The organism is Rhizobium sp. PL01 (genome assembly GCF_033447125.1).
Classification (GTDB): Bacteria; Pseudomonadota; Alphaproteobacteria; order Rhizobiales; family Rhizobiaceae; genus Pararhizobium.
Genome location: NZ_JAWQUM010000017.1, coordinates 58431 through 83491, shown reverse-complemented (window position 1 = coordinate 83491; position 25061 = coordinate 58431). Strand labels below are relative to the sequence as shown.

Genomic DNA, 25061 nt, shown 5'->3' with positions numbered 1-25061 from the left:
GTGAGAGGTGGGCCGGGACGGATTCGAGCCGGTGCGGTCGAGAGAGAGCGCCTGCCGGCTCCTCCGTTCCCCGCTCTCCCGAGGTGTCCTCCATGACTATCGCTTCCGCATCCGCGACCGTTCCGGTTGCGCCGTCTCCGCTTGCCGCGAGCCCGGCGCCGGCCGCCATCCTCGCCGCCGCCAACAGCCTTCTCCCCCATCTCGAACGCGGCCAGCCCGTCGATGCCGCAACCTTGCGCCGGGCGATGGAGGCAGCATTCGGCGCTTCCGACACGTCCGGCGCCTGGGACTGGAAGACGGCCTACGAGGCCTGCGAAGCGGCGACGGTGCTGTTTCTGCGCAAATACGGAAAGGCGGTTATGCGCAAGTCCGGGTCTCCGGCTGCCAGCCTGCCCATGCTGGCCAAGATCGCGAGCCTGATGCCGACGCATACGCGGCGCTCGGAGGAGACGCAGGCCTTCCAGCAATTCTCGACGCCGATGCCGCTCGGTCTCGCCGCGCTCGCTGCCGCCGCGATCACACCCACCGACTGCGTGCTGGAGCCCTCGGCCGGGACCGGGCTGCTCGCCGTCCTGGCCGAGATCTCCGGGGCGAGGCTGATGCTCAATGAGCTGGCCGACACGCGCGCAGACCTTCTGTCCTCCCTCTTTCCGGCCATTCCCGTCACCCGTTTTGACGCCGCACAGATCGACGATCACCTCGACGCGACCGCGGTGCCGAGCGTCGTGTTGATGAATCCGCCGTTCTCGGTGATGGCGAACGTCTCCGGCCGCATGGCCGACGCCGCCTATCGCCACGTCGCCTCGGCACTCGCCCGGCTCGCCGATGGCGGACGGCTCGTGACGATCACGGGCGCTGGCTTCGCACCCGACGCACCGGCCTGGTGCGACGCGTTTGCCCGGTTGCAGGAGCGCGGACGTGTCGTGTTCACCGCGGCCATCGACGGTGCGGTCTATGCCAAGCATGGCACGACCATCGAGACCCGGCTGACCGTCATCGACAAGACGCCCGCCGACGATCCCACGGTATTTCCGCCATCAGCTGGTATTGCGCCCGATGTCGCGACGGTGCTCGGATGGATCGAAACCCAGGTGCCGGCAAGGCTCCCGGTCACACTGCCGCGGACGATATCTGCCGTCTCGGCGCCTCGCACCGTGCGCGGTTATCTCGCTCGCGGCGCGTCGTCGCCTGCTGCACGCCCGATCACCGAGCCCGAGGGCGTCGAACTCGCCTATGAGATTGTCGACTGGGCGCCGCCCGAGGGCGGCCACCTGACCGACGCCATCTATGAGGAATACGGCCTTCAGGCGATCCGTATTCCCGGCGCTCAGGCGCACCCGACCAAGCTGGTCCAGTCGGCCGCGATGGCCTCGGTCGCACCGCCGAAGCCGAGCTATCGGCCGATGCTGCCCGCCAGCATCGTCACCGACGGCATCCTGTCCGATGCTCAGCTCGAAACCGTGATCTATGCCGGCGACGCCCATGGCGAATTCCTCGCAGGCTCATGGACGCTAGACGAGACTTTCGATCTCGTCTCGGCCGCGCCGGATAATGCCCAGAACGCCGTGCGCTTCCGCCGCGGCTTCATGCTCGGCGACGGCACGGGCGCGGGCAAGGGCCGCCAGTCTGCCGGCATCATCCTCGACAACTGGATGCGTGGGCGGCGCAAGGCGGTCTGGATCTCCAAATCCGACAAGCTGCTGGAGGATGCGCAGCGTGACTGGTCGGCGCTCGGCATGGAACGCTTGCTGGTCACGCCGCTGTCGCGCTTCCCGCAGGGCAAGCCGATCACCCTCGGGCAAGGCGTCCTATTCACCACCTACGCCACGCTACGGTCCGACGATCGCGGGAGCAAGCTTTCGCGGGTCAAGCAGATCGTCGAATGGTTGGGCTCCGATTTCGATGGAGTGATCATCTTCGACGAGAGCCACGCCATGCAGAACGCCGCCGGCGGCAAGGGCGAACGCGGCGATGTCGCCGCCTCGCAACAGGGCCGCGCGGGCCTGCGGCTCCAGCACGCTCTGCCGAACGCCCGCGTCGTCTATGTCTCGGCGACCGGGGCCACCACCGTCCACAATCTCGCTTATGCCCAGCGGCTTGGCCTGTGGGGTGGAGAGGATTTCCCCTTCGCCACACGCGCCGAATTCGTTGAAGCCATTGAGGACGGCGGTGTTGCGGCGATGGAAGTGCTCGCCCGCGATCTGCGCTCGCTCGGCCTCTACACCTCTCGCTCGCTATCCTATGACGGCGTCGAATATGAACTGGTCGAGCACCAGCTCACCCCAGAGCAGACGCGCATCTACGACGCCTATGCCGGGGCGTTCGGGATCATCCACAACAATCTCGACGCCGCGATGCAGGCCGCCAACATCACTGGCGATACCGGCACGCTGAACCGGCAGGCCAAGTCCGCCGCGCGCTCGGCCTTCGAGAGCGCCAAGCAGCGCTTCTTCGGCCACCTCCTCACCAGCATGAAGACGCCGACCCTGATCCGCTCAATCGATCAGGACCTGGCCGATGGCCATGCCGCCGTGATCCAGATAGTTTCCACCGGCGAGGCGCTGATGCAGCGCCGCCTGGCGGAGATCCCGACCGAGGAATGGAACGACGTCCGCGTCGACATCACGCCGAGGGAATATGTTCTCGATTACCTCGCCCATTCCTTCCCGGTGCAGCTCTACGAGCCGTTCAGCGACAGCGAGGGCAATCTGTCGTCACGGCCGGTCTATCGCGATGGCCAGCCCGTCGAAAGCCGCGAGGCCGTCGCGCGTCGGGATCGCCTGATCGAGACGCTGGCCAGCCTGCCGCCGGTCCCCGGCGCGCTCGATCAGATCGTCCAGCGCTTCGGCACCGACATCGTCGCCGAAGTCACCGGCCGGTCGCGCCGGATCGTCCGCAAGTCGGGCGCCGACGGCAGGGGCGAACGCCTTGCCGTCGAAAACCGCGCGGCCTCCGCCAACCTGGCAGAGACCTCCGCCTTCATGGACGACCTGAAGCGCATCCTGATCTTCTCTGACGCCGGCGGCACGGGCCGCAGCTATCACGCAGACCTGTCGGTGCGGAACCAGCGGCTGCGCGTCCACTATCTGCTCGAACCCGGCTGGAAGGCGGATGCCGCGATCCAGGGGTTCGGCCGCACCAACCGCACCAATCAGGCGCAGCCGCCGCTGTTCAGGCCGATCGCCACCAATGTGAAGGCGGAGAAGCGCTTCCTGTCGACGATCGCCCGCCGGCTCGACACGCTGGGCGCGATTACGCGCGGCCAACGCCAGACCGGCGGTCAGGGGCTGTTCCGGCCGGAAGACAATCTGGAATCGCATTATGCGCGCGACGCGCTGCGCCACCTCTACCTGCTGCTGGTCTGCGGCAAGGTCGAAGGTTGCTCGCTCCAGATGTTCGAGGACGCCACCGGCCTGAAGCTGATGGACGACAACGGCATCAAGGACGAACTGCCGCCGATCACCACCTTCCTCAACCGCCTTCTGGCGCTGACCATCTCGCTGCAGGGTGTCTTGTTCACGGCCTTCGAGCAGCTCCTCAACGCCAAGATCGAGGGCGCCATCACCAGCGGCGTCTATGACCTCGGGCTCGAGACGCTGCAGGCCGAGAGCTTCATCGTCACCGATCGTCGTACCATCCATGTTCATCCTGGCACCGGCGCCGAGACGCAGTTGCTCACTGTCACCCGGCGCGAACGCAACCGTCCGACCTCGCTCGACGGCGCGTTCGATCTTCTCGCCGACCCACGCACAAAGCTGCTGGTCAACGGTCGCTCCGGCCGTGCCGCCGTACAGGTTCCGGCATCGTCAATCATGCTCGACGATGGCGAGATCGAGCGTCGCGTGGCGCTGATCCGTCCGATGGAGCAGCACCATGCCACCCTCCGCTCGATGGACGAGAGCCATTGGGAGGAAGCCGATCGCAACAGCTTCGTGGAGGCCTGGACCACCGAGATGGCCGAGGTGCCAGAATTCGCCGACAGCACGATCCATATCGTCGCCGGCCTGCTTCTGCCGATCTGGAAGCGCCTGCCGAACGAGTCGACCCGAGTCTATCGGCTCCAGACCGATGCGGGCGAACGCATCATTGGCCGCCGCGTCTCGCCGGCCTGGGTCGCGGGCGCATTGGCGACGGGCGCCAATACGCTGACGCCGGACGACGCGTTCACGGCGTTGATCGACGGCCGCACCATCCTCGACATCGCCGAGGGCATGCAGCTCCGCCGCGCACGCGTCATGGGCGCCAATCGAATCGAACTGTCCGGCTTCACCGACTCAATGCGCGATCGCCTGCGGGCCTATGGCCTGTTCAGCGAGATCATCTCGTGGAAGCTGCGGTTCTTCGTGCCGACAGACGCTGCCGGCCCCGCGATCCTCACCAAGGTGCTGGAGCGCTTCGCGATCGAGCGCATCGGCGAGCGGGAGGCAGCATGATGGTGCGTCAGGATGCTTCCGAACTGGCGCAGCGTCTCGGCAGACAGGCCGAGGCGGTCTGCCGTCATTATCTCTCCACCGGACATCGCGAAGGCCGCTACTGGCTGGTTGGCGATGTCCACAACACGCCGGGCCGCTCGATGTTCGTGCGGCTGAAGGGCGGCGACACCGGCAAGGGAGCGGCCGGCAAATGGACCGATGCGGCCACCGGCGAACATGGCGATCTCCTCGACGTGATCCGCGAGAGCTGCGGCCTGGTCGACTTCAAGGACGTCGCCGACGAAGCCCGCACCTTCCTGTCGATGCCACATCCCGAACCAGACCATCCGCATGGTGGCGAGCGTAAATCACCGGCGCCAACCGGATCGCCAGAAGCGGCGCGGCGGCTCGTCGGCATGTCGCAGCCGATTTTGGGCACTGTCGTGGAAGCGTATCTGCGGGAACGTGCGATTACGGCTTTGCACGGAACCGGATCGCTGCGGTTCCACCCCCGTTGCTATTACCGCCCAGACGAGCATTCCCCGACCGAGACCTGGCCGGCGATGATCGCCTCCGTCACCGACCTGGCTGGCCGGATCACTGGCGCGCACCGCACCTGGCTTGCTCCCGACGGCTCGGACAAGGCGCCGATCGACACCCCGCGACGGGCGATGGGCGATCTGCTCGGGCACGCGGTCCGCTTCGGTGTACCGGGCGAGGTAATGGCGGCCGGCGAAGGCATCGAGACGGTGCTGTCGCTGCGATGCGTGCTGCCCGACATGGCGATGGCGGCGGCGCTCTCGGCAGCACATCTCTCCGCAATCCTGTTCCCCGAGACATTGCGCCGACTCTACATCGCGCGCGACAATGATCCGGCCGGCGACGGTGCGGTGGCGCCGCTGATCGAACGGGCGAACGCGGCCGGTATCGAGGCGATCGTCGTGTCTCCTGTTCTGGGCGACTTCAACGAGGATCTCCGCCGCCTGGGAATGGAAAGCCTGCGGGCAGCGGCGCGGGTGCAGATCGCACCACAGGACGTCGCGCGCTTTATGGCACTGGCGGCATAGCCGGCAGGGAATGCTGGTGACGGCAACGCCGTCGCTTGGCACTCGCTCGGATGCTCCCAGGTGTCGGGGAGAGCCGCAACCCGGCCTTCGAGAGGGCGATCGGCCAGCAAACGACCCGGACCAACAACGTCGGCGCCCGACTATTTTCCGGCGCGGCCTGAAGGCCGCTTTCCATCGCGAAACAAAATAGCCGGCCTTCGCCATCCTCCGCTGCGCTCCGGCCCTCTCGCTTCGCTCCGGGTGCAGGTCCGGTCCGCCTGCCGGCTTTCGTCGCCAGAAGGCCGCGAGGGTCGCGGTCACACCGACGAAGGAGCATCCCGATGAGCGAGCACGACGACAGCTACGAGCCGCATCATGAATCATCCCCCACCGACCACGTCCTCCACGAGCTTCAGCTTTATGGCTACCGTCCCTTTGCGGACGAACCCGACGGAAGACCGCTACCCGAAGGCAACCAAGTCGCGGGCGCCATCACCGATATCTTCGACGCCCTGATCGTCACCCTGGAAGACACCCGCCTCGAGCCCGACCTCGACGATCTCCTCTGGTCGACCGTCAACGTCTTCCACCGCGCCACCGACCGGATCGAACGCGAGCTGGACGATAACGAGCAGGCACAGCGCCGCGGGCAACGCGAACAGGACGGCTCCGAGGTGAAGGCGGTCGAGCTGGAACGCCTGACGGCCGAAGGCCAGACGATGATCGAGCGCCGCAACGCCTTCGAGCTGATGCGCGACCAGGCCGCCGAGCATTACGAACGGCACACCCGCTCACCCTGGCGTCCGCGCAGCGGATCGATGGTCAACCATCGCAACCTGACCTCGGCGATGATCGACAGCCGCGACTTCCTCGCCGCGAAGAGGCGCGCCGACAACGAGGTGCTGCTGCCAGCCGGTCCGAAGATCGCCATCACCGGCGGGCTCGACTTCAACGATCACACGCTGATCTGGGCCAAGCTCGATCAGGTCCACGCCAAGCACCCCGACATGGTGCTGATCCACGGCAAATCACCGAAGGGTGCCGAGAAGATCGCCTCCCGATGGGCCGACCATCGCAAGGTGCCGCAGGTCGGATTTGCTCCAGATTGGACGAAGCACGCCAAGGCGGCACCGTTCAAGCGCAACGATCAGATGCTCGACGTGCTGCCGATCGGCGTCATGCACTTCCCGGGCACCGGCATTCAGGACAACCTCGCCGACAAGGCGAAGAAGCTCGGCATCCCCGTCTGGAAGTTCGGCGGCGCGTGAGCGCCGCCGCCTGCAAGGCTTGCTATCTGCCGACCGTCCCTCCCTTCACGCAAGATGCTTGCTGAAGAGATCAACCACGCTCTGGGGCGCGGTATCGTCGAAAAACCGCTTGAGGTTTTGCGCGCTCTCGCGGGCAACTTCACCGCTTCGGGGGAAGAGGCCGTTTTCATAGGCAGCGAGTGCGGTTTCGATGTCATCGGGATTGGCAAGGAACGCTTGGGCAAGCTCTGCGCCATCATACATAGCAAGGTTAGCGCCTTCGCCGGCGAACGGAGACATCAGATGCGCCGCATCGCCGAGTAAAGTTGAGCCCGGTGCCCGGCTCCATCGATGGTCGACCGGGAGTGCGTAGATCGGTCGAAGCACTGGGTCGATTTCGCTACCCGTAATGAGGGCAGTCAGCTGCGGAGCCCACCCTTTGAATTGCTCGGCGATATGAGCCAGGCCAGCTTTTGCATCGCTGAAATCGATGGAAGCAATCCAGTCTTCTGGCTTATTCAAAGCCACGTAAACGTGGAGAGAACTGTCTGCATTACGATGCGCCAGGATGCCTTTGCCCGGAGCAACCGCCATGAGCGTGCCGCTGCCGATCGCATCCGCGCTTGCCTTATGACGCGTGTCACCATCGAACAGGAACGTCTCGACAAAACAGGTGCCGGTGTAGGTGGGCTTTGAATCTGAAAGAAGCGGACGGACTTTAGACCAGGCGCCATCGGCGCCGACGAGGACGCCGCAAGTAACCGTTGAACCGTTCGCGAAGGTGACTTCGTGTCGCCCGCCTCCGATCGCCACTACAGACGTAACTTTATGATCCCAATGGATCATCCCGGTCGGGATTGAATCGATAAGCATCTTTCGAAGATCGCCCCGATCCACTTCGGGGCGCTCGCCGGTGTGGCTGCCGGGTTTGTCGAATAAGACATTGCCGTCTTTATCGACAACACGTTTTGCATCTTCGCCTGGACGGACGAGTTGAAGGAACGAATTAAATAGCCCGGCTGCTTTAAGGGCGATCTGACCGATATGCTCATGAATATCGAGCAGGCCTCCCTGCGTCCTTGCGCTGGCCGAGATTTCAGCTTCGTAGATTGTTGCTGCAAAACCATGGAGGTGTAGGACACGGGCGAGTGTGAGACCGCCGAGTCCGGCACCAATAATTGTAATTGGATTTCGCATTGTTGCGCTCCTATTGTCGCAAACATGCAGCGTCCGCAGGCGCTGATGGCTGCATTACCTGACGTCGTCAGGCGGTTGCTTTCGGAGACGCTGGCCGAACCATGCGAAGCGCATGGTTGACGTGTATTCGACAGCCTGCCGAGCGTGTCACGCTGAGATCAGGGAGTCGTTTTTCGCGGCGGTAGTGAGATATATCGATCTATTGGGCGAAGCAAGGTCCCTCACCTGAACGTGGCCTTTCGCAAATCCACCCATCTTACCCATTCCCAATCTATGGGTTCACCGCCCAGCGGCGACAGCTTGTATCCTGCCAGTCGCAATGTCCTCGACCGTATGGGCCGATACAACGCTGAACACCGTGTTTGTACCAAGGCCATTCCTGCAGGGTCCGGGTCGGGTCGGGGAAACCATCACCCGCTTCCATTGCGCTGATCCTTGGTCCAGCCGAAGGCCTGACGCCATCAACCCGTAAAGGGTCGGCTATGCGAGCATGCCGCCGCTTGGCTTCGCCGACGCGGTGATTGCGGCCCTCGGCCGGACACATCGGGCGCCTGTCACGCGGGGGATGGTCCCCCGCCTCCAAGACAGGAGCCGGTACGATGTCCCTCAACGACGCACACGCTTACGCCTTCAGCCTCGCCACCACCCTCATGGTCGCGATTATCATCTTCAAGGCAGGCGACGGCACCCATTCTGTCACGCCCATCACCGAGTTCGACGGCGACGCCGAGGTCGTAGCGGAGATCGATCCCTTCGCCACCTGACCGGGGTGCCGCTCTCGCGAAGCGGAGATCCTGCCGGAGTTCCGCTCCCGCCTGCGCTCTCCTTGGAAATTCCTCATCACTATTGATCATTCAAATCTGACGATTCCAGATTAACGAGCCTTGATATCGCAAGCGCGACTTCTTGTGGGTCTGCATCTCCGTGCTTTGAAATCGCCGTTCGCAAGACCTTTGCGGCGGCGACATCGTCATTCTTGTAATCGCTCAACACCTCGGCGGCCCGAAGAGCCTTGCCGAGCGGAGATAGCTGGCCTTGAAGTTGCTTCGTCTCTTCGTGCGGGTCTTTCTCTCCGCGACGAACGTAGATTATCGAGTTCCCAGCGGGATCGACGACGGTGAAACGTGCTTGACCGGGCTTGATCCGTGTGATGCGTGGGAGGCCCGTCGCGGGCACCTTGCCGAGCAATGCGCGAATGGCCTGGCTGAAGTGAGCGTGGAGTTGCTCTACTTCCGGTACGATGAATAGGCACATACCGTAAGCATTCGCCGTGTCATACGGGGTGCGTCCAAAGAAGTGCAAGTCGGTCTCTCGCCAGCGCGTGGCGGCATAAGGATTGGGGCGCTGTTGTCGCATCGTCACCTCGAAGCCAAGCGCCTCATAGAACGGCAACACGTCGCCGAGCGACTGGCATGGCAATAGGGGAATCGCGAGGACCTTCATCACTGGGTCTCCATCGCGTTGCGGATCGCTCTTAGTGCGGTCAGCGCGGAACTCAATGTCTGTTCTCCAAGGAGGGCGGCTATCTGGTTGGCCCATGCGGCGTGGCGTCGTTCCACCGCATGCAACGCCTCCCGGCCTTTCGCAGTGATGGAGACCAACTTCGCCCGCTTGTGATGCGGATTCGGCTTCCACTCCACGAAGCCTTCATTTTCTAGTGCGTCTGCCGTCTGCTGCGCTGCCTGCCGAGAGAGTCCCATGACCCTCGCGACGTTGGCTACAGGTGCAGCGGCGTGGTCCACCACTCCCAGAATCTGCCAGCGCGCGCTGCTCAGACCTGCGGGCTCTGCTAACGCATCGCCTGCCGCTAGCGCGAGACCGTTGAGATGGAAAATCTCAACGACGACCTCGCTGAAGGCACTACCAAGGGGTGAAAGAATCATAATGACAAGTAATTGCCATTATGACAGGGTATTGTCAATAAACTGTGAGACGTAGACTTGGTATTCCGGCCTCACCCGGCTTGCCACTCTTTCGTTCCCATTCAGGTGGATGCAGGCCTGTCCGTGCGCGCCGCGACGTTGCCGTTCTGCTCCGCCTACCTGATCTGCCCGCTCCGATGAAGGTCCCGCAGTTATCGTTGCCGTCATAGCATCGCAGGCGATTCCCGTGTCGGTGAACTTCGGGCCCAGACACCTACTTTTTCCGCCCGGCTCATTGAGCGAGAGGCAGTACTTCAGCGGCGATGCAGCGCGACGCCGTACCCATAGATCAAACCTCACTGGAGCGATCGACGACGCCCGGTGACGCACGTCCCAGCACGATATCGGGCTGTCGCCGTCTGTGTCCTGAGTGTGGATTCGGAAGCTGCCTGCGTATTCCCGGAGGAAAGCGCGACGAGAGGATCGACGCCTGTGAACATTATTGCCGGTGTCTCGGTGGCTACGACGGTGTCGCCTCGTTCTCCTTTGATGCATCTCTGTCAGGTCGACCGCTCCAAAACGGCCTCTTCAATGGGCTGATCTGGCCGAAGGGCGGCTGCGCCTCGATCGCCTATGCCGCAACAGCGGCGTCGAAACTTTCATCCCCTGCCGGCTGCGCCGCCATTCCTCGCGGGACAAGAAAGCCCCTCCTTTGCTGTCAGGCCCCTACGGGGTGCGCCGTCAATCACCTCCGGCCTGTCGATCGCCATCGAGGCCGCAATGGTGCGGGCTCGGAACAGAGTTCAAGGAGAACTACCATGGCGACCATCGGCACCTTCAAGAAGACCGGCAACAACGAGTTCACCGGCGAAATCGTCACCCTTAGCCTCCAGACCAAAAACGTCCGCATCGTCCCCGATGCTCGCGCCACCGGCGAGAACGCCCCTAGCCACCGCATCTTCGTCGGCCGCGCCGAGATCGGCGCCGCCTGGTCCAAGACCTCCAACGAGGGCCGCGCCTATCTGGGCCTGAAGCTCGACGACCCCAGCTTCAACGCCCCGATCTACGCCAACCTCTTCGACGACGAGGAAGGCGAAGGCTTCAGCCTCATCTGGTCCCGCCCCAACGGCCGCCGCAACGGCGAGTGAAGCGAGCGACGCCCCGCCCGGCCAAGCCGGGCGGGGCTGATCGCTTTATGGGCGACCGAATCAGTTTGAGTTCCAGCGACTGTCTGGTCTTCCTGCAAAGGCAGTATAAGGTAGCATCGATGCTTAAGAGCGACTATTATAGTCGTAGTTCTGGTAAGCGCGTCGGCCTGAGTGGGAGGTGATCATGCATGATCACCTCCCGACAATCGCGGGCCGCACGCGCGTTGCTCGGATGGAATCAGGAGACGCTCGCTGACAAGGCCCAAGTATCACTGACCGCGCTCAAGCGCCTCGAATCCGCAAGCGGACTCGAGGTGTATGAGACCACACGCGATCAGGTGCGGCGGGCGCTTGAAGGCCACGGCATCCTCCTCCTGACCACCGACCAAGGCGAAGGAGTGATGGTGGTTCGTGGGAAAATCGACAAGCGATAGCGTCTCCCTTGCTAACCGAATGCCCTCGGTAAGCCGTTGCCATCACCGGCGCGGACGTAGCTGCGATGCAACCGACATACGGTTAACAAATGCCACCGGAATGGATAAGAATGACGACAGGGGACCGGTGTGACCAAGACAGACTTCCTAGACCAACCGCCTGATAGCGCGGTGCTCACGCCTTATGATCGCGAGCACCTGAAAACCTATCTGCGTCTGCTGGACGCCGAGGCCGACGGCGCGTGCTGGGAAGAAGCGGTCACCGTTATATTCGGCCTCGATCCAGACAATGAGGCTCAGCGGGCTGAGCGTGTTTACCAAAGCCATCTCGCCCGTGCGAGATGGATGACCGAGAACGGCTTCCGCCATCTAATCCGGTCGAGCTACCACTGATCGGCCGGTGATGCGGAACCTGCATCACGTTCCGCCACCTTCGAACTTCCCAAGCCAAAGACAACTTGGAATCGTGTTCTCCGCATTGCTCGCCCCAAAGAGGCGCGAAGGGAGTGGAAAAGCATGTCTGAGGAAGCAAGTTGGAAATCTGGCTCGGCCTATGACTATATTGATCATCTGAGTGCGCCAGATATTGCGTGGGAATTTCTGCGGAGAAACCACGACTACCGCCGCGAATACGCAGAATTACAGCAGGCCGGTCACCTCGCTCCAGATAAAGCTAGGGCGTTGTCTGATCGCTGGGGGTTGTCTTTTCGCTACAGACCCGGCTCTCAATGCCTTGACTGTGGCTATCTCCTGGACCCTTACCGCCGATCCGTTCAAACTTCTCCTCGCTCCGTCACCCGCATCGCCCGCTGGCACAGGGGTAACTAGCGAGGCAATTTCCCCCACTCGCCTTGCTGCCGACGGGACCATTCGTCTCGCCGCCGGTGGCCAGATGTTCGACATCGCTTTTCATGGCGAAGCCGGCGACGCAGCGCTCGCCGCCCTCGTTATCCTCGACGACGTCACGCCGGATCGACTCCAGGCGATCGACCGTTTCTGGTCGACGATGTGGCGGCGGAAGACCCGGCCCGACGATCGTCTGACCACCCCGCGACGCCAGCGAATGCGGACGATGCTCCGAGCGGTTGACGCGCACGACGAGGGTGAGACCTACCGCGCCATTGGCGAAACGCTCTTCCCTGACCATCAGATCGACGCGAAATCGTGGGTCGGAAATTCGGCTCGTGAAACAACGATCCGCCTCGTGCGCGATGGCCTGAAACTCGTCGAAGGCGGCTACCGCTCCCTCCTGCGCCGACCCCGCCGGTCATAGCCCGCCGTCGAGCGCCCGAGGCGTGTCGAAATTAGATTCCTATCTTCGACATCGTCCCACCCACCGTCTTCACGCCACCGTGCTCTCGAACCGCCGCCTGACGGCAGCGGCCCCCGATGAGACCACGGAGGCTCGACAATGGCCGAAACACCCGCCGGCATCCCGCCACGCTACCTGCGCACACAGGAAGCGGCCCGCTTTCTCGGACTGTCCGAGCGCACGCTTGAGAAGCACCGCACCTACGGCACCGGTCCAGCCTACCGGAAGCTCGGCGGCCGAGTCGTCTACGCCATCGAAGATTTGCAGACATGGGCCGATCGCGGCCTCGTCAGCTCGACCTCCGACCCGCGCGGCACGGTGCTTCCCGCGAAGAGGCAGGAGCCGACGGACCGCCGCTTCGCCGGCCGCCAGCCGCGCTGAGACGTCCGGCTATGTCGTCCCGCCCGCATCACCCCGACGAACGCGCGCAACTCGATCTGTTCCGGGCGCTGCCCGGCGATCTCGCGCCGCGCGATGCGCAGGACCTCATGGCGTATCCGTTCTTCTCGCTCGCGAAATCGAAGCGCCTGACCCCGATCGATTTCAAGGCTGGCTCGGTCATCATCAGGGTCGAGGCCGTCGCCGAACATGGCATGGCGACCATCTGGGACGCCGACATCCTGATCTGGGCCGCCTCCCAGATCGTCGAAGCACGCGACGTTGGCCTGCGCCCATCACGTCTCATGGCGACCACGCCCTACGAAATCCTGAACTTCATCGGACGCGGTGTCTCGCTGCGAGATTACGACCGGCTGAAGGCCGCACTCGACCGACTGCAATCCACCACCATTGCGACTTCGATCCGCCAGCCGACCCAGCGGCGAATGCACCGCTTCTCCTGGATCAACGAGTGGAAGGAGCGCGCCGATCATCGCGGCAGACCGCTCGGCCTCGAACTCATCCTGCCAGACTGGTTCTACGGCGCGGTGCTCGACGATGCTTTGGTGCTGACCATCGACCGCAACTATTTCGGGCTCACCGGCGGCCTTGAGCGGTGGCTGTACCGCCTCGTGCGCAAGCACGGCGGCCGCCAAGAATTCGGCTGGAGCTTCGATTTCCCGCATCTCCACGCGAAGTCCGGCAGCCTCTCGCCGCTCAAACATTTCGCCTACGACCTGCGTGACATCGTCCGCCGACAGCCGCTGCCCGGCTACCGCCTGGCCATCGAGCAATGCATCGGCGGCCCCGAAATCCTGTCCTTCGTTCCAACCGATCCCGACGCTCTCGGCATCCCGCGCCGCCGTCGCCGCTCGACAACTCGACCTGGGGATAAGCTGTGAATCATCTCGTGCTATCAGGGACCGGCACTATCGTGCCATCGGGGACCGGACTCTCGTGCTATCGGGGACCGAAATCGCCGATTCATCGCGCTGAATCAGCAGCTTGCGAGCCCCGTAACTTATCTAACCTAGATTCCTACGGAATCTTTCTAACGGAAGCCCGTTTTTCGACGGCTGTGGACGAGTCCCCGATCGCCGGGAGACCGTCATGATCGTCGCGCTCCTCAACCAGAAGGGCGGCGTCGGCAAGACGACGCTCGCCCTGCATCTCGCTGGTGAATGGGCGCGCAATGGCAAGCGCGTGACGTTGATCGACGCCGACCCGCAAGGCTCCGCGCTCGACTGGTCGCAGCAGCGCAGCCGGGAGGGATTGGGGCGGCTGTTCGGTGTCGTTGGCCTGGCCCGCGACACGCTCCACCGCGAAGCGCCGGAGCTGGCGCGTGACGTCGATCACATCGTCATTGACGGACCGCCTCGTGTTGCGGGGTTGATGCGCTCGGCGCTGCTCGCCGCCGACCTCGTGCTGATCCCGGTGCAGCCATCCCCGCTCGACGGCTGGGCGTCGGCCGAGATGCTCACGCTGCTCGGCGAAGCGCGCATCTACCGCCCGGACCTGAAAGCCCGGTTCGTGCTGAACCGCTGCGCCGCCCGCACGGTGCTCGCGCGCGAGACCGCCGAGACGCTCGCCGATCATGATCCGCCACCGCTGCTGACCACAATCGGTCAGCGCATAGCCTTCGCTGATGTCATCCAGACCGGGCGCCTCGCGGCCGAGCAGGACGATACATCGCCCGCCGCGCGGGAGATCGCCGCGCTCGCCGAGGAAGTCGCGAGGATATGCACATGAGCGAGCCGTCCCCGAAACGCGGCTTCGCGTCCCGCCCGGCCGATCAAGAAAGTTGGATCAAGGCGCCGAACCGTCCATCGCTACGCGCGGAGGCCGCCGCCGACTTCACCGCCAGGCTGACGATCGACGTCACCGCCGACATGCGCGGCCGGATCAAGATCGCCGCCTTCCAGCGCGGGCAGACCGTCGCCGACATGCTGCGCGCCCTGTTCGAGCGCGAATTCCCAACCAGCGAAGGAGAGCCAAGATGATTGGCGTCGCCAACGCATCGGCGCGCAGCGGCTTGCCACCTGCGCTGGCCGCCGATGCCCTGACCCATGTCGAACTGACGTGGATCGAGAAGAAGATCGAATCCTGGATCAGGTTTGGGCGCGAAGCCACCGAACAGATCCTCGACCGCCGCCGTCGCGTCGTGTCGTTCGCACCGAACAGCGTCTTCGCCTTCGTTCGCTGGACCTCCAACGATTACGGCACCGCGCTGTCGCGCCTCGACATCGTGCGCGCCGTGCATGCCGGCGAGCGCTGTCAGACGCTGCCGTTCGTGCAGCCCGGCGGCGACATCCTGCTGCGCGCCGACGGCTGGCCGAAGGTCGAGCATGTGCTCCAGCTCATCGACGCGATCGAGGCGCGCGGCATCGATCCGATCGAGGTTTCGCCAGACCACTGGCGTCATGTCCATAACCGTCTGACCGTCGGAGAAGGGCCGCGCGCCTACGATGCGCAGCAGCACCGCGCCTTCCTCCTGCGCCGGGAGATTGGCGCATGACCCGGCTTGCCTATGCCTTCGTTACGACGGCCGCCGTGTCGCTGCTCGGCATTACGTCGATCGCCTCGTTTGCGCCAAGGCTGGTCTGGAATGCCTCGGCCAGCACGCCGATCGGCCTGTATGCGATAGGTGAACCCGGCCGCCTCGACGTGACGGATCTGGTCGCCGTGCGCGCGCCAGAGCCGCTCGCGACCTTCCTTTCGGATGGCGGATATCTGCCGCGCGGCGTCCCGCTGATGAAGCACGTCGCCGGGCTTCCTGGGCAGCGCGTGTGCAGAACCGGACTCGCCATCACCGTCGATCGCGTAGCGATGGGTGACGCGCTCGATCACGACCGACGCGGGCGACCGTTGCCCATCTGGCAGGGTTGTCGCGTGGTCGCGGACGGCGAGCTGTTCCTCGTGAACTGGGAAGTCCGCGACAGCCTGGACGGCCGGTACTTCGGCCCGCTCCCCGCCAGCTCGGTCATCGGCCGGGCCACCCCTCTCTACACCGACGAGGACGGCGATGGCCGCTTCGTCTGGCGCGCGCCGACGCGGTGACGGCACGCCCATGACCTTGTTCACCGCACAGCCACGGAGAAACCCATGCCCATGATCGGTCAATTCACGCGCGACGATTCCGGCTTCATCGGCCATTTGCAAACGCTCTTGTTGCAACAGGACATCATCATCATTCCGGCCGACGCCTCCGATGCCGAGAATGCGCCGGATTTCCGCGTTCATGTCTTCGACGGTATAGGCAACGAACCCGGCGCAGAGGTCGGCGCGGGTTGGAAGCGCACCGGCGAGAAGGCCGGCGATTACGTCTCGCTGCAGATCGACGATCCGACCTTCGGTCATCCGATCCGCGCCAATCTCTTCCAGTCGGCCGACGATAAATCCGCCTGGGGTCTGCACTGGAATCGCCCGCCGAAGCGCGTTGAGCGGGACTGAGCGATGCCCATCATTCGCTCGCAACCTGTCGTCGGAGTGAGGATCGCCCTCCGACGCACAGCCTTCCTTCTCCTTTCCGGCCTGCTTCTCACCGCGCCGCTCGCGCTTGCCGCCGCTGCACAGGATATGCCCGCCCATCCCCCATCACGCGTCGATCCCTATGCGACGTTCATCGCAGAGGCGGCGCAACGGTTCGGGATGCCGGAGGCGTGGATTCGCGCCGTGGTGCGCGTCGAAAGCCGTGGCGATGTGCGCGCCATCTCCTCTGCCGGCGCAATGGGGCTGATGCAAATCATGCCAGCCACCTGGGCCAGCCTTCGCGCCCGTCACGGTCTCGGCGCGAACCCCTACGATCCGCGCGACAACATACTGGCGGGCGCAGCCTATCTGCGCGAGATGCACGACCGCTACGGGTCGCCGGGCTTCCTCGCGGCCTACAATGCCGGTCCCGGTCGTTACGAAGAGTATCTCGCCGGCCGACCGCTGCCTGCTGAAACGCGCGCCTATGTCGCCATGCTCGCACCGCTTGTCGGCGGCAGCGAGATTACAGCCCCGGTCATGGTGGCTACCGCCGATCCGCTCGCCTGGACCCGTGCGCCGCTCTTCGTCTCGCAGCCATCGAGCAGCATGACCGTCGCTCCGATGCAGCGTGAAAGCACGCCAGATGACGCAGCAATATCAGCCCCAGCGCGCGATCAAAACGCGATTGCACCACAGGCCGATGGGCTGTTCGTCGCTCGCAATCTGTCTGGAGCCCCCCGATGACGGCGTTCGCACCTGATCGAGGAATGGCGTGCTCTGGCGGACAGATGGCGGTCCGGGGAGGAGGAGCAGGCAACACAACCGCACGATGGCGAGATAAAAGCGCGCGATGTGCGGCTTGGTGCGGTCGTGTGTTTTCAGGGACTTATGGCGCATCTTCGCGAGGTGCGCCTGATCGGCGCAGCCTGCGCTATCGCGACTTCATCAGGAATATCCTCGGCTTCGCGCGATGTGCGGGATCGCCGTCATGAGCGGCGAGGACGATTTCCGCATCCGGCCAGGCCGCATCCGCTCCACCCGCGCACAGCAGGCACGGCCCTTCATCGCGCAGGCGCTCGCGGCCGCCCAGCGTGCCGGCGGCAGCATCTCGCGCTCCGGCAAGATCAGCTCGGGCAACCGATCGCGGTTCGGGCGCGGCCAGCGCGCAACGGTGCAGGCCAACCGGCTGCTCACCAGCAAATCGCGCAACACGGTGATCAAGACGCGCGTCGTCCGCCATACCGCTCGGGCCGCGCCGCTCTCCGCTCACCTCAGCTATCTCCGGCGCGAGGGCGTCACACGGGATGGGGAGAAGGCCAAGCTGTTCGGGCCGGAGACCGAGGACGCCGATCCGAAGGCCTTCGCCGAGCGCACCCAGGACGACCGCCATCATTTCCGCTTCATCGTCTCGCCCGAGGACGCGACGGAGATGTCCGACCTCAAGACCTTCGCCCGCGACCTGATGGGGCAGATGGAGAAGGACGTGGCGACCCGACTCGACTGGGTCGGTGTCGATCACTGGAACACCGACAACCCGCACGTCCACATCATCCTGCGCGGCCGCACAGATGACGGCCAGGACCTCGTCATTTCCCGCGACTATATCAAGGAAGGCATGCGCGCCCGCGCGCAGGATCTCGTCACCCAGGAACTGGGACCGCGCACCGATCACGAGATCCGCCGCAATCTCGAACGGCAGATCGGGGCGGAACGCTGGACCAATCTCGACCGGCAACTTGCCCGCGACAGCTATCGCACTGGCGTCGTCGATCTCGCCCCGCATCCCGACCGCCAGCCCGACGAATTCCATGCGATGAAGGTTGGCCGTCTGCGGAAGCTGGAGACGCTAGACCTCGCCGATCAGGTCGGCCCCGGCCAATGGGCCGTTTCCGAAAATGCCGAGGCGACGCTGCGCGAGCTGGGCGAGCGTGGCGATATCATCAAGCGCATCCATCGCGGCCTGACCGAGCGCGGCATCGAGCGCGGCGCGGCCAGCTACGTGCTCGCCGGCGAAAGCCTCGACCATCCCGTTGTCGGCCGCCTGGTCGATCGGGGTCTCGACGACGAGCTGAAGGGTACGGCCTACGCCGTGGTCGACGGCACGGACGGCCGCACCCATCACATCAAGCTGCCCGACCTCGACGCGGCCGGCGACAGCGCGCCGGGCTCGATCGTCGAGCTGCGCAAGTTCGATGACGCGCAAGGCCGCCGCCGCGTCGCGCTCGCCATACGCTCCGATCTCGACATCGAACGGCAGGTCAGTGCCACCGGCGCCACCTGGCTCGACCGACAGGCGATCGCCCGCGATCCCGTCGCGCTCGGCGGTGGCGGCTTCGGCGCGGAAGTTCGCCAGGCGATGGATAGGCGGGCCGAGCATCTCGTTGGCCAGGGCCTCGCCGAGCGGCAAACGCGCGGCGTCAGCTTCTCGCCCGGCCTGATCGACACCCTGCGCCAGCGCGAGGTGGAAGCCCTTGGCCAGAAGCTCGCGGCCGAGACCGGCCGTCAATTCTCGAAGGCCGGAACGGGCGAGTATGTGGCAGGCACCTATCGCCAGCGCTTCCCGCTCGCCTCCGGCCGCTTCGCCATGATCGACGACGGCCTCGGCTTCCAGCTCGTACCCTGGTCACCAACCCTCGATCGGCATCTCGGTCAGCACGTCTCCGGCGTCTCTCGCGGCGCCGGTGGCGTCGACTGGAGTTTCGGCCGCAACCGCAGCCTCGGCATGTAGCCGCAATCAAGAAAGGAGTGCCCGCCATGTCGGCGACCAAAATCCTCTGGGGTCAGATACTCACCGTCGGCTTGATCGTGTTGATGACGACCTGGGGTGCGACGCAATGGACGGCCTACCGTCTCGGCTTCCAGTCGCAGCTCGGACTTCCCTGGTTCGAATTCGCCGGTTGGCCGATCTACTATCCGCCGTCCTTCTTTTGGTGGTGGTATGCCTTCGACGCTTATGCCCCGCCGATCTTCATCGAAGGCGCCTATATCGCCGCGTCCGGCGGCTTCATCTCCATTGCCGTCGCGATCGGCATGTCCGTCTGGCGGGCGCGTGAAGCCAAGAATGCCGAGACCTTCGGCTCCGCCCGTTGGGCCGATGCCGGCGAAGTCCGCGCCGCCGGCCTGCTGGGCGTGGACGGCGTCGTCCTGGGGAAGTTCGATCGCGACTATCTTCGCCATGACGGGCCGGAGCATGTGCTGTGCTTTGCGCCGACGCGATCCGGCAAGGGAGTCGGCCTGGTCGTGCCGTCGCTGCTGACTTGGCCGGGCTCCGCAATCGTCCACGACATCAAGGGCGAGAACTGGACGCTCACCGCCGGCTATCGCGCGCGTCATGGTCGCGTGCTGCTGTTCGATCCGACCAATAAGAAGTCGGCGGCCTACAATCCGCTGCTCGAGGTGCGCCGCGGCGAGTGGGAAGTCCGCGACGTCCAGAACATCGCCGACATCCTGGTCGATCCCGAAGGCTCGCTGGAGAAGCGGAACCACTGGGAGAAGACCAGCCACGCGCTGCTGGTCGGTGCGATCCTGCATGTCCTCTATGCGGGAGAAGACAAGACGCTGGCGGGCGTCGCCGCCTTCCTCTCCGATCCGAAGCGGCCCATCGAGTCGACGCTCGCAGCCATGATGAAGACAGCCCATCTCGGCGAGGCCGGCCCGCATCCGGTGATCGCCAGCGCCGCACGCGAGCTGCTGAACAAATCCGACAATGAACGGTCGGGCGTGCTGTCGACGGCCATGTCGTTCCTCGGCCTCTACCGTGACCCCGTCGTTGCCGAGGTCACGCGCCGGTGCGATTGGCGCATCGCCGATATCGTCGGCGGCAAACATCCGACCACGCTCTACCTCGTCGTGCCGCCCTCGGACATCAATCGAACCAAGCCGCTGATCCGCCTTATCCTCAATCAGGTCGGCCGGCGACTGACCGAGGATCTCCAGGCGAAGGGAAACCGGCACCGGCTGCTCCTGATGCTCGACGAGTTTCCGGCGCTCGGCCGCCTCGACTTCTTCGAGAGCGCGCTCGCCTTCATGGCCGGATACGGCCTGAAAGCCTTCCTCATCGCCCAGTCGCTCAACCAGATCGAGAAGGCCTACGGGCCGAACAACTCGATCCTCGACAACTGCCATGTGCGCGTCAGCTTCGCGACGAACGATGAGCGGACCGCCAAGCGCGTGTCCGATGCGCTCGGCACCGCGACCGAGATGCGCGCCATGAAGAACTATGCTGGCCATCGCCTGTCACCCTGGCTCGGCCACATGATGGTGTCTCGTTCGGAAACGGCCCGGCAACTGATGACGCCCGGCGAAATCATGCAGCTCCCGTCGGCCGACGAGATCGTCATGGTAGCGGGTACTCCGCCGATCCGCGCGGAGAAGGCACGGTATTATGAGGATCGCCGGCTTCAGGAGCGCATTCTGCCGCCACCGACGTTGGTGAAACCGACAACGGCCCGACCGGACGACTGGAGCAAGCTGCCTCTTCCAGCGACGCCGGCCTTGTCAGTGGCAACGGGCGGCGAGCGCGGATCGGATGATGAGGATACGACCGACTCCGAGCGTCGGCATCAGCCGGAGTTGAGCCGTGCGAAGCCGGCCGAGCCCAATAAGCCTATCGAGAACGAGTTCGAGATCGATCCCCGCGATGATGCCGATGAGGACGCCGCACGACTGTCGCGCATGAACCAGACCCTTCGCCAGGTGGCACTCCAAGCCTCCCTCGATCCCGGCGACGGCATCGAGCTGTAGGTGGCGCCATGACGAAGCCTCCCAAAAAGCAACGGCTGTCGGTGTATCTCGAACCGGACGTTATGAAGGCACTCGCCGCTCATGCCGCCCGGCGCGATCAATCCCTCTCGCTGATCGCGGAAGCCGGCATCGCCTCCTTCCTGTCGCCCGACGCCGCGGAACGGCAGGAAGCGGCCACGACCAAGCGGCTCGACCAGCTCGACCGGCGCATGGCACGGATGGAGCGCGACCTTGGCATTTCCGTCGAAACGCTGGCGGTCTTCGTTCGCTTCTGGTTGACGACCAATCCCCCATTGCCCGAGCCGGCGCAGGCCGCCGCGCGAGCGAAGGCGGGCGAGCGGTACGAGGCGTTCGTAACCGCGCTCGGCCGACGACTCGCTCAGGGGCCAAAGCTTAGGCAGGAGATTTCTGAGGAGGTTGATCCTACCCAGCGGGCGTGAGGTTCTCCCCTGAAGTGCTGCACTTTGAGGTCGTATTTGCCTTGTGAGGAGGATGTAAAGAAGAGCACTTCGGGCGACAGAGTCTGGAATGCCGTCTTGAAAACCTGATCGAACATGGTGGTTCGAAAGCAGTGGACGGGGACTGCCCTCAGCGCTCTGCGACGGCAATCAGTGCGGTCGAAGGTATCGGAAGGACCGGTTGATCATCGGCCATTTGCCGCACCTCGGCAATCACCGCCACTTTATCCGCGTCGCTCAGGCTGATCCAGTCAGGCGACATACCGAACAGCGTGTCGGGCTCTTCGAGGGTCGCGACATCGAGCGTGAAATCATGGGTCACGCTCTCGACCTGCGGATCGCGATAACCCGCCGCAACGAGCGCGCGGGCGAAATCCTGTGGATCACTGAGTGCCCGCACCGCCTCGGGCATCGCCATTCCACCACGCTCGGGAAACAGTTTCCGCCGTATCTGGCCAAGCAACAGAAAGGTTGCCGCGCCCTGTTCTTGCCAGGTCGCAACCACGCCATATCCGCCGGGCCGCGTAACCCGCCGCATCTCGGCCAGACCCTTCCGCCAGTCGGGGAACATGATCACGCCGAAGATCGAGAAGACGGCGTCGAAACTCGCGTCGGGTAGGTCGAGCGCCTGTCCGTCCATTACGCGAGCTTCGACATTCAGCAGATTTGCGGCGGCGACGCACGCCACCATGCCAGGCGAAAAGTCGGTTGCCAGCACCCGCGCTCCAGTGCGCGCCGCCGCCAGCGCAAGCGCGCCGGTTCCTGTCGCGACGTCGAGCACGTGGCTCTCGGAACTCAGTGCGATCCGCGCAAGCGCCGCTTCCGCGAAGCGTGCCGTGAAAGGATGCGCGGTCCGTTGGTAATGACTGGCCGCTCTATCCCAGTGATCCGGGTTTTCGAATTCTTGCATTCCGTTTGCTCCTCGACTCATGTAACTTCATAAGTAGCATGAATTGGGCACAGCTTCCAACCTCGCTAGGACCACGGGAGATCGAAAATGCGAAACGACAGCCGTCTTTCCCGGATGCTCCACGTCCTGCTCCACATGGCGCGGCACGAGGGTCCGATGACGTCGGAGGCGATCGCCGCGATGCTCAGGACCAATCCGGCCGTGGTCCGCCGCACGATGGCGGGGCTCCGTGACGAAGGATACGTTCGCTCGCACAAGGGGCATGGCGGCGGCTGGGTTATCGCTTGCGATCTCGAGCGCGTGTCGCTGCTCGACATTCACCGCGCCGTCGGGGGCCCCAAGCTATTCGCGATCGGCAACGAGCATTCCAACCCGGACTGCGCTGTCGAGCGGATCGTCAACGAAGCAGTGGGGGAAGCCTTGCGCGACGCCGAGGCGCTGCTAATCCACCGGCTGGGCGCGATCAGCCTCGCCGAGCTGGGCCGAGGCTTCGACGCACGCTGCGCTGCGACCGTTGGCGCGCCAGCTTCGAGGCATAGGTGAAGCGAAACTGAGCGCCTCAGATTGGTCAGCTGCGGTCCGCCCGCTATCGGTGCGAGTATTTGCTCGACACTATCCCGTTCCCGATCAGTCGCAGCACCTCGCGCGTCGCCGAGCTCCGAAATCGATGGCTTAGATCTTGTGCGGTGAAATTCACATGGTCTATTGTTCCGCCGTTTCCCTGTATTACTACGCTACGGTACGACGACCACATGATGGTTGTTGTCAGACCATAATTTCTGCCCCTTCTACTCATCCCCGGTCCAGGGCCGCATGTCGCGGACCCGCAAGAGAACGGGGACGACGTGGCGGCTACTCACCAGAAATCCGAGGCGATCCTTCGCGGCGCGCGCATGCTGCGCACCGCGCTCGGCCCCGCGATCGCCCGGTTTCTGGAAGACCCCGCGATCGTCGAGGTGATGCTCAACCCTGATGGGCGGCTCTGGATCGACCGGCTTTCGGAAGGGCTTTCCGACACTGGTGAAGTGCTGTCGCCGTCGGACGGTGAGCGGATCATCCGCCTGGTCGCCCACCATGTCGGCGCCGAAGTTCATCCCGGCGCCCCGCGTGTCTCAGCCGAGTTGCCCGAGACGGGGGAGCGGTTCGAGGGGCTTCTGCCCCCAGTCGTTTCCGCGCCGGCCTTCGCGATCCGCAAGCCCGCCGTCGCGGTGTTCACGCTCGACGATTACGTCGCCGCCGGCATCATGGCGGCGGGTCAGGCCGAGACCTTGCGCCAGGCCGTCGCTGACCGGCGTAACATCCTCGTCGCCGGCGGCACCTCGACCGGCAAGACGACCCTCACCAACGCGCTACTCGCTGAGGTCGCCAAGACCTCCGACCGCGTCGTCCTGATCGAGGACACTCGCGAGCTGCAATGCGCCGCGCCTAATCTCGTCGCCATGCGGACCAAGGACGGCGTCGCCTCGCTCTCCGATCTCGTCCGCTCCTCGCTCCGCCTGCGCCCTGATCGCATCCCGATCGGCGAGGTGCGCGGTGCCGAGGCGCTCGACCTCTTGAAGGCCTGGGGAACCGGACACCCCGGAGGCGTCGGCACGATCCACGCAGGCACCGCGATCGGTGCGTTGCGCCGCATGGAACAGCTCATCCAGGAAGCCGTCGTCACCGTCCCGCGCGCACTGATCGCTGAGACGATCGATCTGGTCGCCGTGCTCTCCGGCCGCGGCGCGTCGCGCCGCCTCGCCGAACTCGCCCGCATCGAGGGTCTCGGCCCTGACGGCGACTACCGCGTCACCCCCGCAAGCCATCCCCTCACCGGAGACCCGTCATGATCCAGCATGCCATGCGCATCCGCCGCCACATCGCCACGGCGGTGTCCGTCACGTTCCTCACGTTGGTGCTCGCACCGGCTGCCCATGCCACCGGATCCTCAATGCCGTGGGAAGCGCCGCTGCAGAAGATCCTCGAGTCGATTGAGGGACCTGTGGCCAAGATCATCGCGGTGATGATCATCATCATCACCGGCCTGACGCTTGCCTTCGGCGATACGTCGGGCGGCGCCCGCAAGCTGATCCAGATTGTGTTTGGTCTGTCGATCGCCTTCGCCGCGTCGAGCTTCTTCCTGTCGTTCTTCTCGTTCGGCGGCGGGGCGCTCGTCTGATGGCCGACGGCGCAGACCATGGCGGCGAACTGCCGGGCTTCTCCGTCCCGGTCCACCGGGCGCTGACCGAGCATATCCTGCTCGGCGGCGCCCCGCGTTCGCTCGCCATCCTCAACGGCACGCTGGCCGCCGCGCTCGGGCTTGGCCTGCGCCTCTGGCTGGTCGGCCTCGGCCTCTGGGCCGTGGGGCATTTCGTGGCCGTCTGGGCGGCCAAACGCGATCCGCAGTTCGTCGACGTCGTGCGCAAGCATCTGCGCATACCCGGCCATCTGTCGGTCTGAGGAG

General features: G+C 64.6%; 28 protein-coding genes. 24 read left to right on the top strand and 4 right to left on the bottom strand.

The features are described 5' to 3' along the window. Positions 1–92 precede the first annotated feature (92 nt). From R6X40_RS29610 to R6X40_RS29600, 3 genes are all read left to right on the top strand, one after another. Complete coding sequence (locus tag R6X40_RS29610; RefSeq protein ID WP_318418571.1) at positions 93–4433, top strand: strawberry notch family protein; 4341 nt, start codon at positions 93–95, stop codon at positions 4431–4433. Next, the gene (locus R6X40_RS29605; protein WP_318418613.1) at positions 4433–5479 is read left to right on the top strand and encodes a toprim domain-containing protein; all 1047 of its coding nucleotides are present in this window, start codon (positions 4433–4435) and stop codon (positions 5477–5479) included. The genes R6X40_RS29610 and R6X40_RS29605 overlap by 1 nt, the downstream gene beginning before the upstream one ends. 320 nt (positions 5480–5799) lie before the next feature. Continuing rightward, positions 5800–6726 carry a DUF2493 domain-containing protein gene (locus R6X40_RS29600; RefSeq protein WP_318418569.1) on the top strand — a complete coding sequence of 309 codons (927 nt, stop codon included), beginning with the start codon at positions 5800–5802 and terminating at the stop codon, positions 6724–6726. 45 nt (positions 6727–6771) lie between these two features. Here the strand turns inward: R6X40_RS29600 and R6X40_RS29595 are convergent, their stop codons facing one another. After that, positions 6772–7902 (bottom strand): NAD(P)/FAD-dependent oxidoreductase, encoded by a 1131-nt coding sequence (locus tag R6X40_RS29595; RefSeq protein WP_318418568.1) that lies wholly within the window; start codon positions 7900–7902, stop codon positions 6772–6774. A gap of 599 nt (positions 7903–8501) precedes the next feature. On the opposite strand from R6X40_RS29595, the gene R6X40_RS29590 reads away from it, so the two are divergent. Beyond that, the gene (locus tag R6X40_RS29590) at positions 8502–8666 is read left to right on the top strand and encodes a hypothetical protein (RefSeq protein WP_318418567.1); all 165 of its coding nucleotides are present in this window, start codon (positions 8502–8504) and stop codon (positions 8664–8666) included. 79 nt (positions 8667–8745) lie between these two features. Here the strand turns inward: R6X40_RS29590 and R6X40_RS29585 are convergent, their stop codons facing one another. After that, positions 8746–9345, bottom strand: coding sequence for a hypothetical protein (locus R6X40_RS29585; protein ID WP_318418565.1), 600 nt, complete (start codon positions 9343–9345; stop codon positions 8746–8748). Then, positions 9345–9785, bottom strand: coding sequence for a MarR family winged helix-turn-helix transcriptional regulator (locus R6X40_RS29580; RefSeq protein WP_318418563.1), 441 nt, complete (start codon positions 9783–9785; stop codon positions 9345–9347). Before R6X40_RS29580 ends, R6X40_RS29585 begins: the two co-directional genes overlap by 1 nt. Before the next feature lie 797 nt (positions 9786–10582). Between R6X40_RS29580 and R6X40_RS29575 the strand changes: the two genes are divergently transcribed. The 16 genes from R6X40_RS29575 to R6X40_RS29505 all read left to right on the top strand — a co-directional run bounded on the left by R6X40_RS29575 (position 10583) and on the right by R6X40_RS29505 (position 21690). Then, positions 10583–10912 (top strand): DUF736 domain-containing protein, encoded by a 330-nt coding sequence (locus R6X40_RS29575; protein WP_318418562.1) that lies wholly within the window; start codon positions 10583–10585, stop codon positions 10910–10912. A gap of 188 nt (positions 10913–11100) precedes the next feature. Beyond that, the gene (locus R6X40_RS29570) at positions 11101–11346 is read left to right on the top strand and encodes a hypothetical protein (RefSeq protein ID WP_318418561.1); all 246 of its coding nucleotides are present in this window, start codon (positions 11101–11103) and stop codon (positions 11344–11346) included. 129 nt (positions 11347–11475) lie between these two features. Further along, positions 11476–11739 carry a DNA -binding domain-containing protein gene (locus tag R6X40_RS29565; protein ID WP_318418560.1) on the top strand — a complete coding sequence of 88 codons (264 nt, stop codon included), beginning with the start codon at positions 11476–11478 and terminating at the stop codon, positions 11737–11739. A gap of 123 nt (positions 11740–11862) precedes the next feature. Further along, on the top strand, positions 11863–12174 hold the full coding sequence (locus tag R6X40_RS31700; protein ID WP_412178491.1) for a transcriptional regulator domain-containing protein: 312 nt from the start codon (positions 11863–11865) through the stop codon (positions 12172–12174). A 64-nt stretch (positions 12175–12238) separates the two neighbouring features. Beyond that, complete coding sequence (locus R6X40_RS29560) at positions 12239–12619, top strand: DUF2285 domain-containing protein (protein ID WP_318418557.1); 381 nt, start codon at positions 12239–12241, stop codon at positions 12617–12619. Positions 12620–12757: 138 nt separating this feature from the next. Then, positions 12758–13039, top strand: coding sequence for a helix-turn-helix domain-containing protein (locus R6X40_RS29555; protein WP_318418555.1), 282 nt, complete (start codon positions 12758–12760; stop codon positions 13037–13039). Between the two features lie 11 nt (positions 13040–13050). Continuing rightward, positions 13051–13938, top strand: a complete 888-nt coding sequence (locus R6X40_RS29550) for a replication initiator protein A (protein ID WP_318418553.1) — start codon at positions 13051–13053, stop codon at positions 13936–13938. 208 nt (positions 13939–14146) lie between these two features. Further along, positions 14147–14785: a ParA family partition ATPase gene (parA, locus tag R6X40_RS29545; protein WP_318418551.1), complete on the top strand. Its 639-nt coding sequence runs from the start codon at positions 14147–14149 to the stop codon at positions 14783–14785. Continuing rightward, positions 14782–15036: a hypothetical protein gene (locus R6X40_RS29540; protein ID WP_318418549.1), complete on the top strand. Its 255-nt coding sequence runs from the start codon at positions 14782–14784 to the stop codon at positions 15034–15036. Before parA ends, R6X40_RS29540 begins: the two co-directional genes overlap by 4 nt. Continuing rightward, positions 15033–15551: a DUF2840 domain-containing protein gene (locus tag R6X40_RS29535; RefSeq protein WP_318418548.1), complete on the top strand. Its 519-nt coding sequence runs from the start codon at positions 15033–15035 to the stop codon at positions 15549–15551. Before R6X40_RS29540 ends, R6X40_RS29535 begins: the two co-directional genes overlap by 4 nt. Next, on the top strand, positions 15548–16093 hold the full coding sequence (locus R6X40_RS29530) for a S26 family signal peptidase (RefSeq protein WP_318418547.1): 546 nt from the start codon (positions 15548–15550) through the stop codon (positions 16091–16093). The genes R6X40_RS29535 and R6X40_RS29530 overlap by 4 nt, the downstream gene beginning before the upstream one ends. A 45-nt stretch (positions 16094–16138) precedes the next feature. After that, the gene (locus tag R6X40_RS29525; protein WP_318418546.1) at positions 16139–16486 is read left to right on the top strand and encodes a DUF736 domain-containing protein; all 348 of its coding nucleotides are present in this window, start codon (positions 16139–16141) and stop codon (positions 16484–16486) included. 3 nt (positions 16487–16489) lie between these two features. Beyond that, the gene (locus R6X40_RS29520) at positions 16490–17251 is read left to right on the top strand and encodes a lytic transglycosylase domain-containing protein (protein ID WP_318418544.1); all 762 of its coding nucleotides are present in this window, start codon (positions 16490–16492) and stop codon (positions 17249–17251) included. Positions 17252–17495: 244 nt separating this feature from the next. Then, positions 17496–19235: a relaxase/mobilization nuclease domain-containing protein gene (locus tag R6X40_RS29515; RefSeq protein WP_318418542.1), complete on the top strand. Its 1740-nt coding sequence runs from the start codon at positions 17496–17498 to the stop codon at positions 19233–19235. Positions 19236–19261: 26 nt separating this feature from the next. Further along, entirely contained in the window at positions 19262–21250 is a 1989-nt protein-coding gene (locus tag R6X40_RS29510) for a conjugal transfer protein TraG (protein WP_318418541.1), read from the top strand. 8 nt (positions 21251–21258) lie between these two features. Next, positions 21259–21690 (top strand): CopG family transcriptional regulator, encoded by a 432-nt coding sequence (locus tag R6X40_RS29505; RefSeq protein ID WP_318418540.1) that lies wholly within the window; start codon positions 21259–21261, stop codon positions 21688–21690. 148 nt (positions 21691–21838) lie between these two features. On the opposite strand, the gene R6X40_RS29500 is transcribed toward R6X40_RS29505, so the two are convergent. Next, on the bottom strand, positions 21839–22618 hold the full coding sequence (locus R6X40_RS29500; RefSeq protein ID WP_318418539.1) for a class I SAM-dependent methyltransferase: 780 nt from the start codon (positions 22616–22618) through the stop codon (positions 21839–21841). A gap of 87 nt (positions 22619–22705) precedes the next feature. On the opposite strand from R6X40_RS29500, the gene R6X40_RS29495 reads away from it, so the two are divergent. From R6X40_RS29495 to R6X40_RS29480, 4 genes are all read left to right on the top strand, one after another. Further along, the gene (locus R6X40_RS29495; RefSeq protein ID WP_318418537.1) at positions 22706–23161 is read left to right on the top strand and encodes an Rrf2 family transcriptional regulator; all 456 of its coding nucleotides are present in this window, start codon (positions 22706–22708) and stop codon (positions 23159–23161) included. Positions 23162–23463: 302 nt separating this feature from the next. Next, positions 23464–24447 (top strand): P-type conjugative transfer ATPase TrbB, encoded by a 984-nt coding sequence (gene trbB / locus R6X40_RS29490; RefSeq protein ID WP_318418536.1) that lies wholly within the window; start codon positions 23464–23466, stop codon positions 24445–24447. Then, a complete protein-coding gene (locus R6X40_RS29485) occupies positions 24444–24776 on the top strand; it encodes a TrbC/VirB2 family protein (protein ID WP_318418534.1) in 333 nt (110 codons plus the stop codon). Before trbB ends, R6X40_RS29485 begins: the two co-directional genes overlap by 4 nt. Then, positions 24776–25057, top strand: a complete 282-nt coding sequence (locus R6X40_RS29480) for a VirB3 family type IV secretion system protein (protein WP_318418532.1) — start codon at positions 24776–24778, stop codon at positions 25055–25057. Before R6X40_RS29485 ends, R6X40_RS29480 begins: the two co-directional genes overlap by 1 nt. Positions 25058–25061 lie beyond the last annotated feature (4 nt).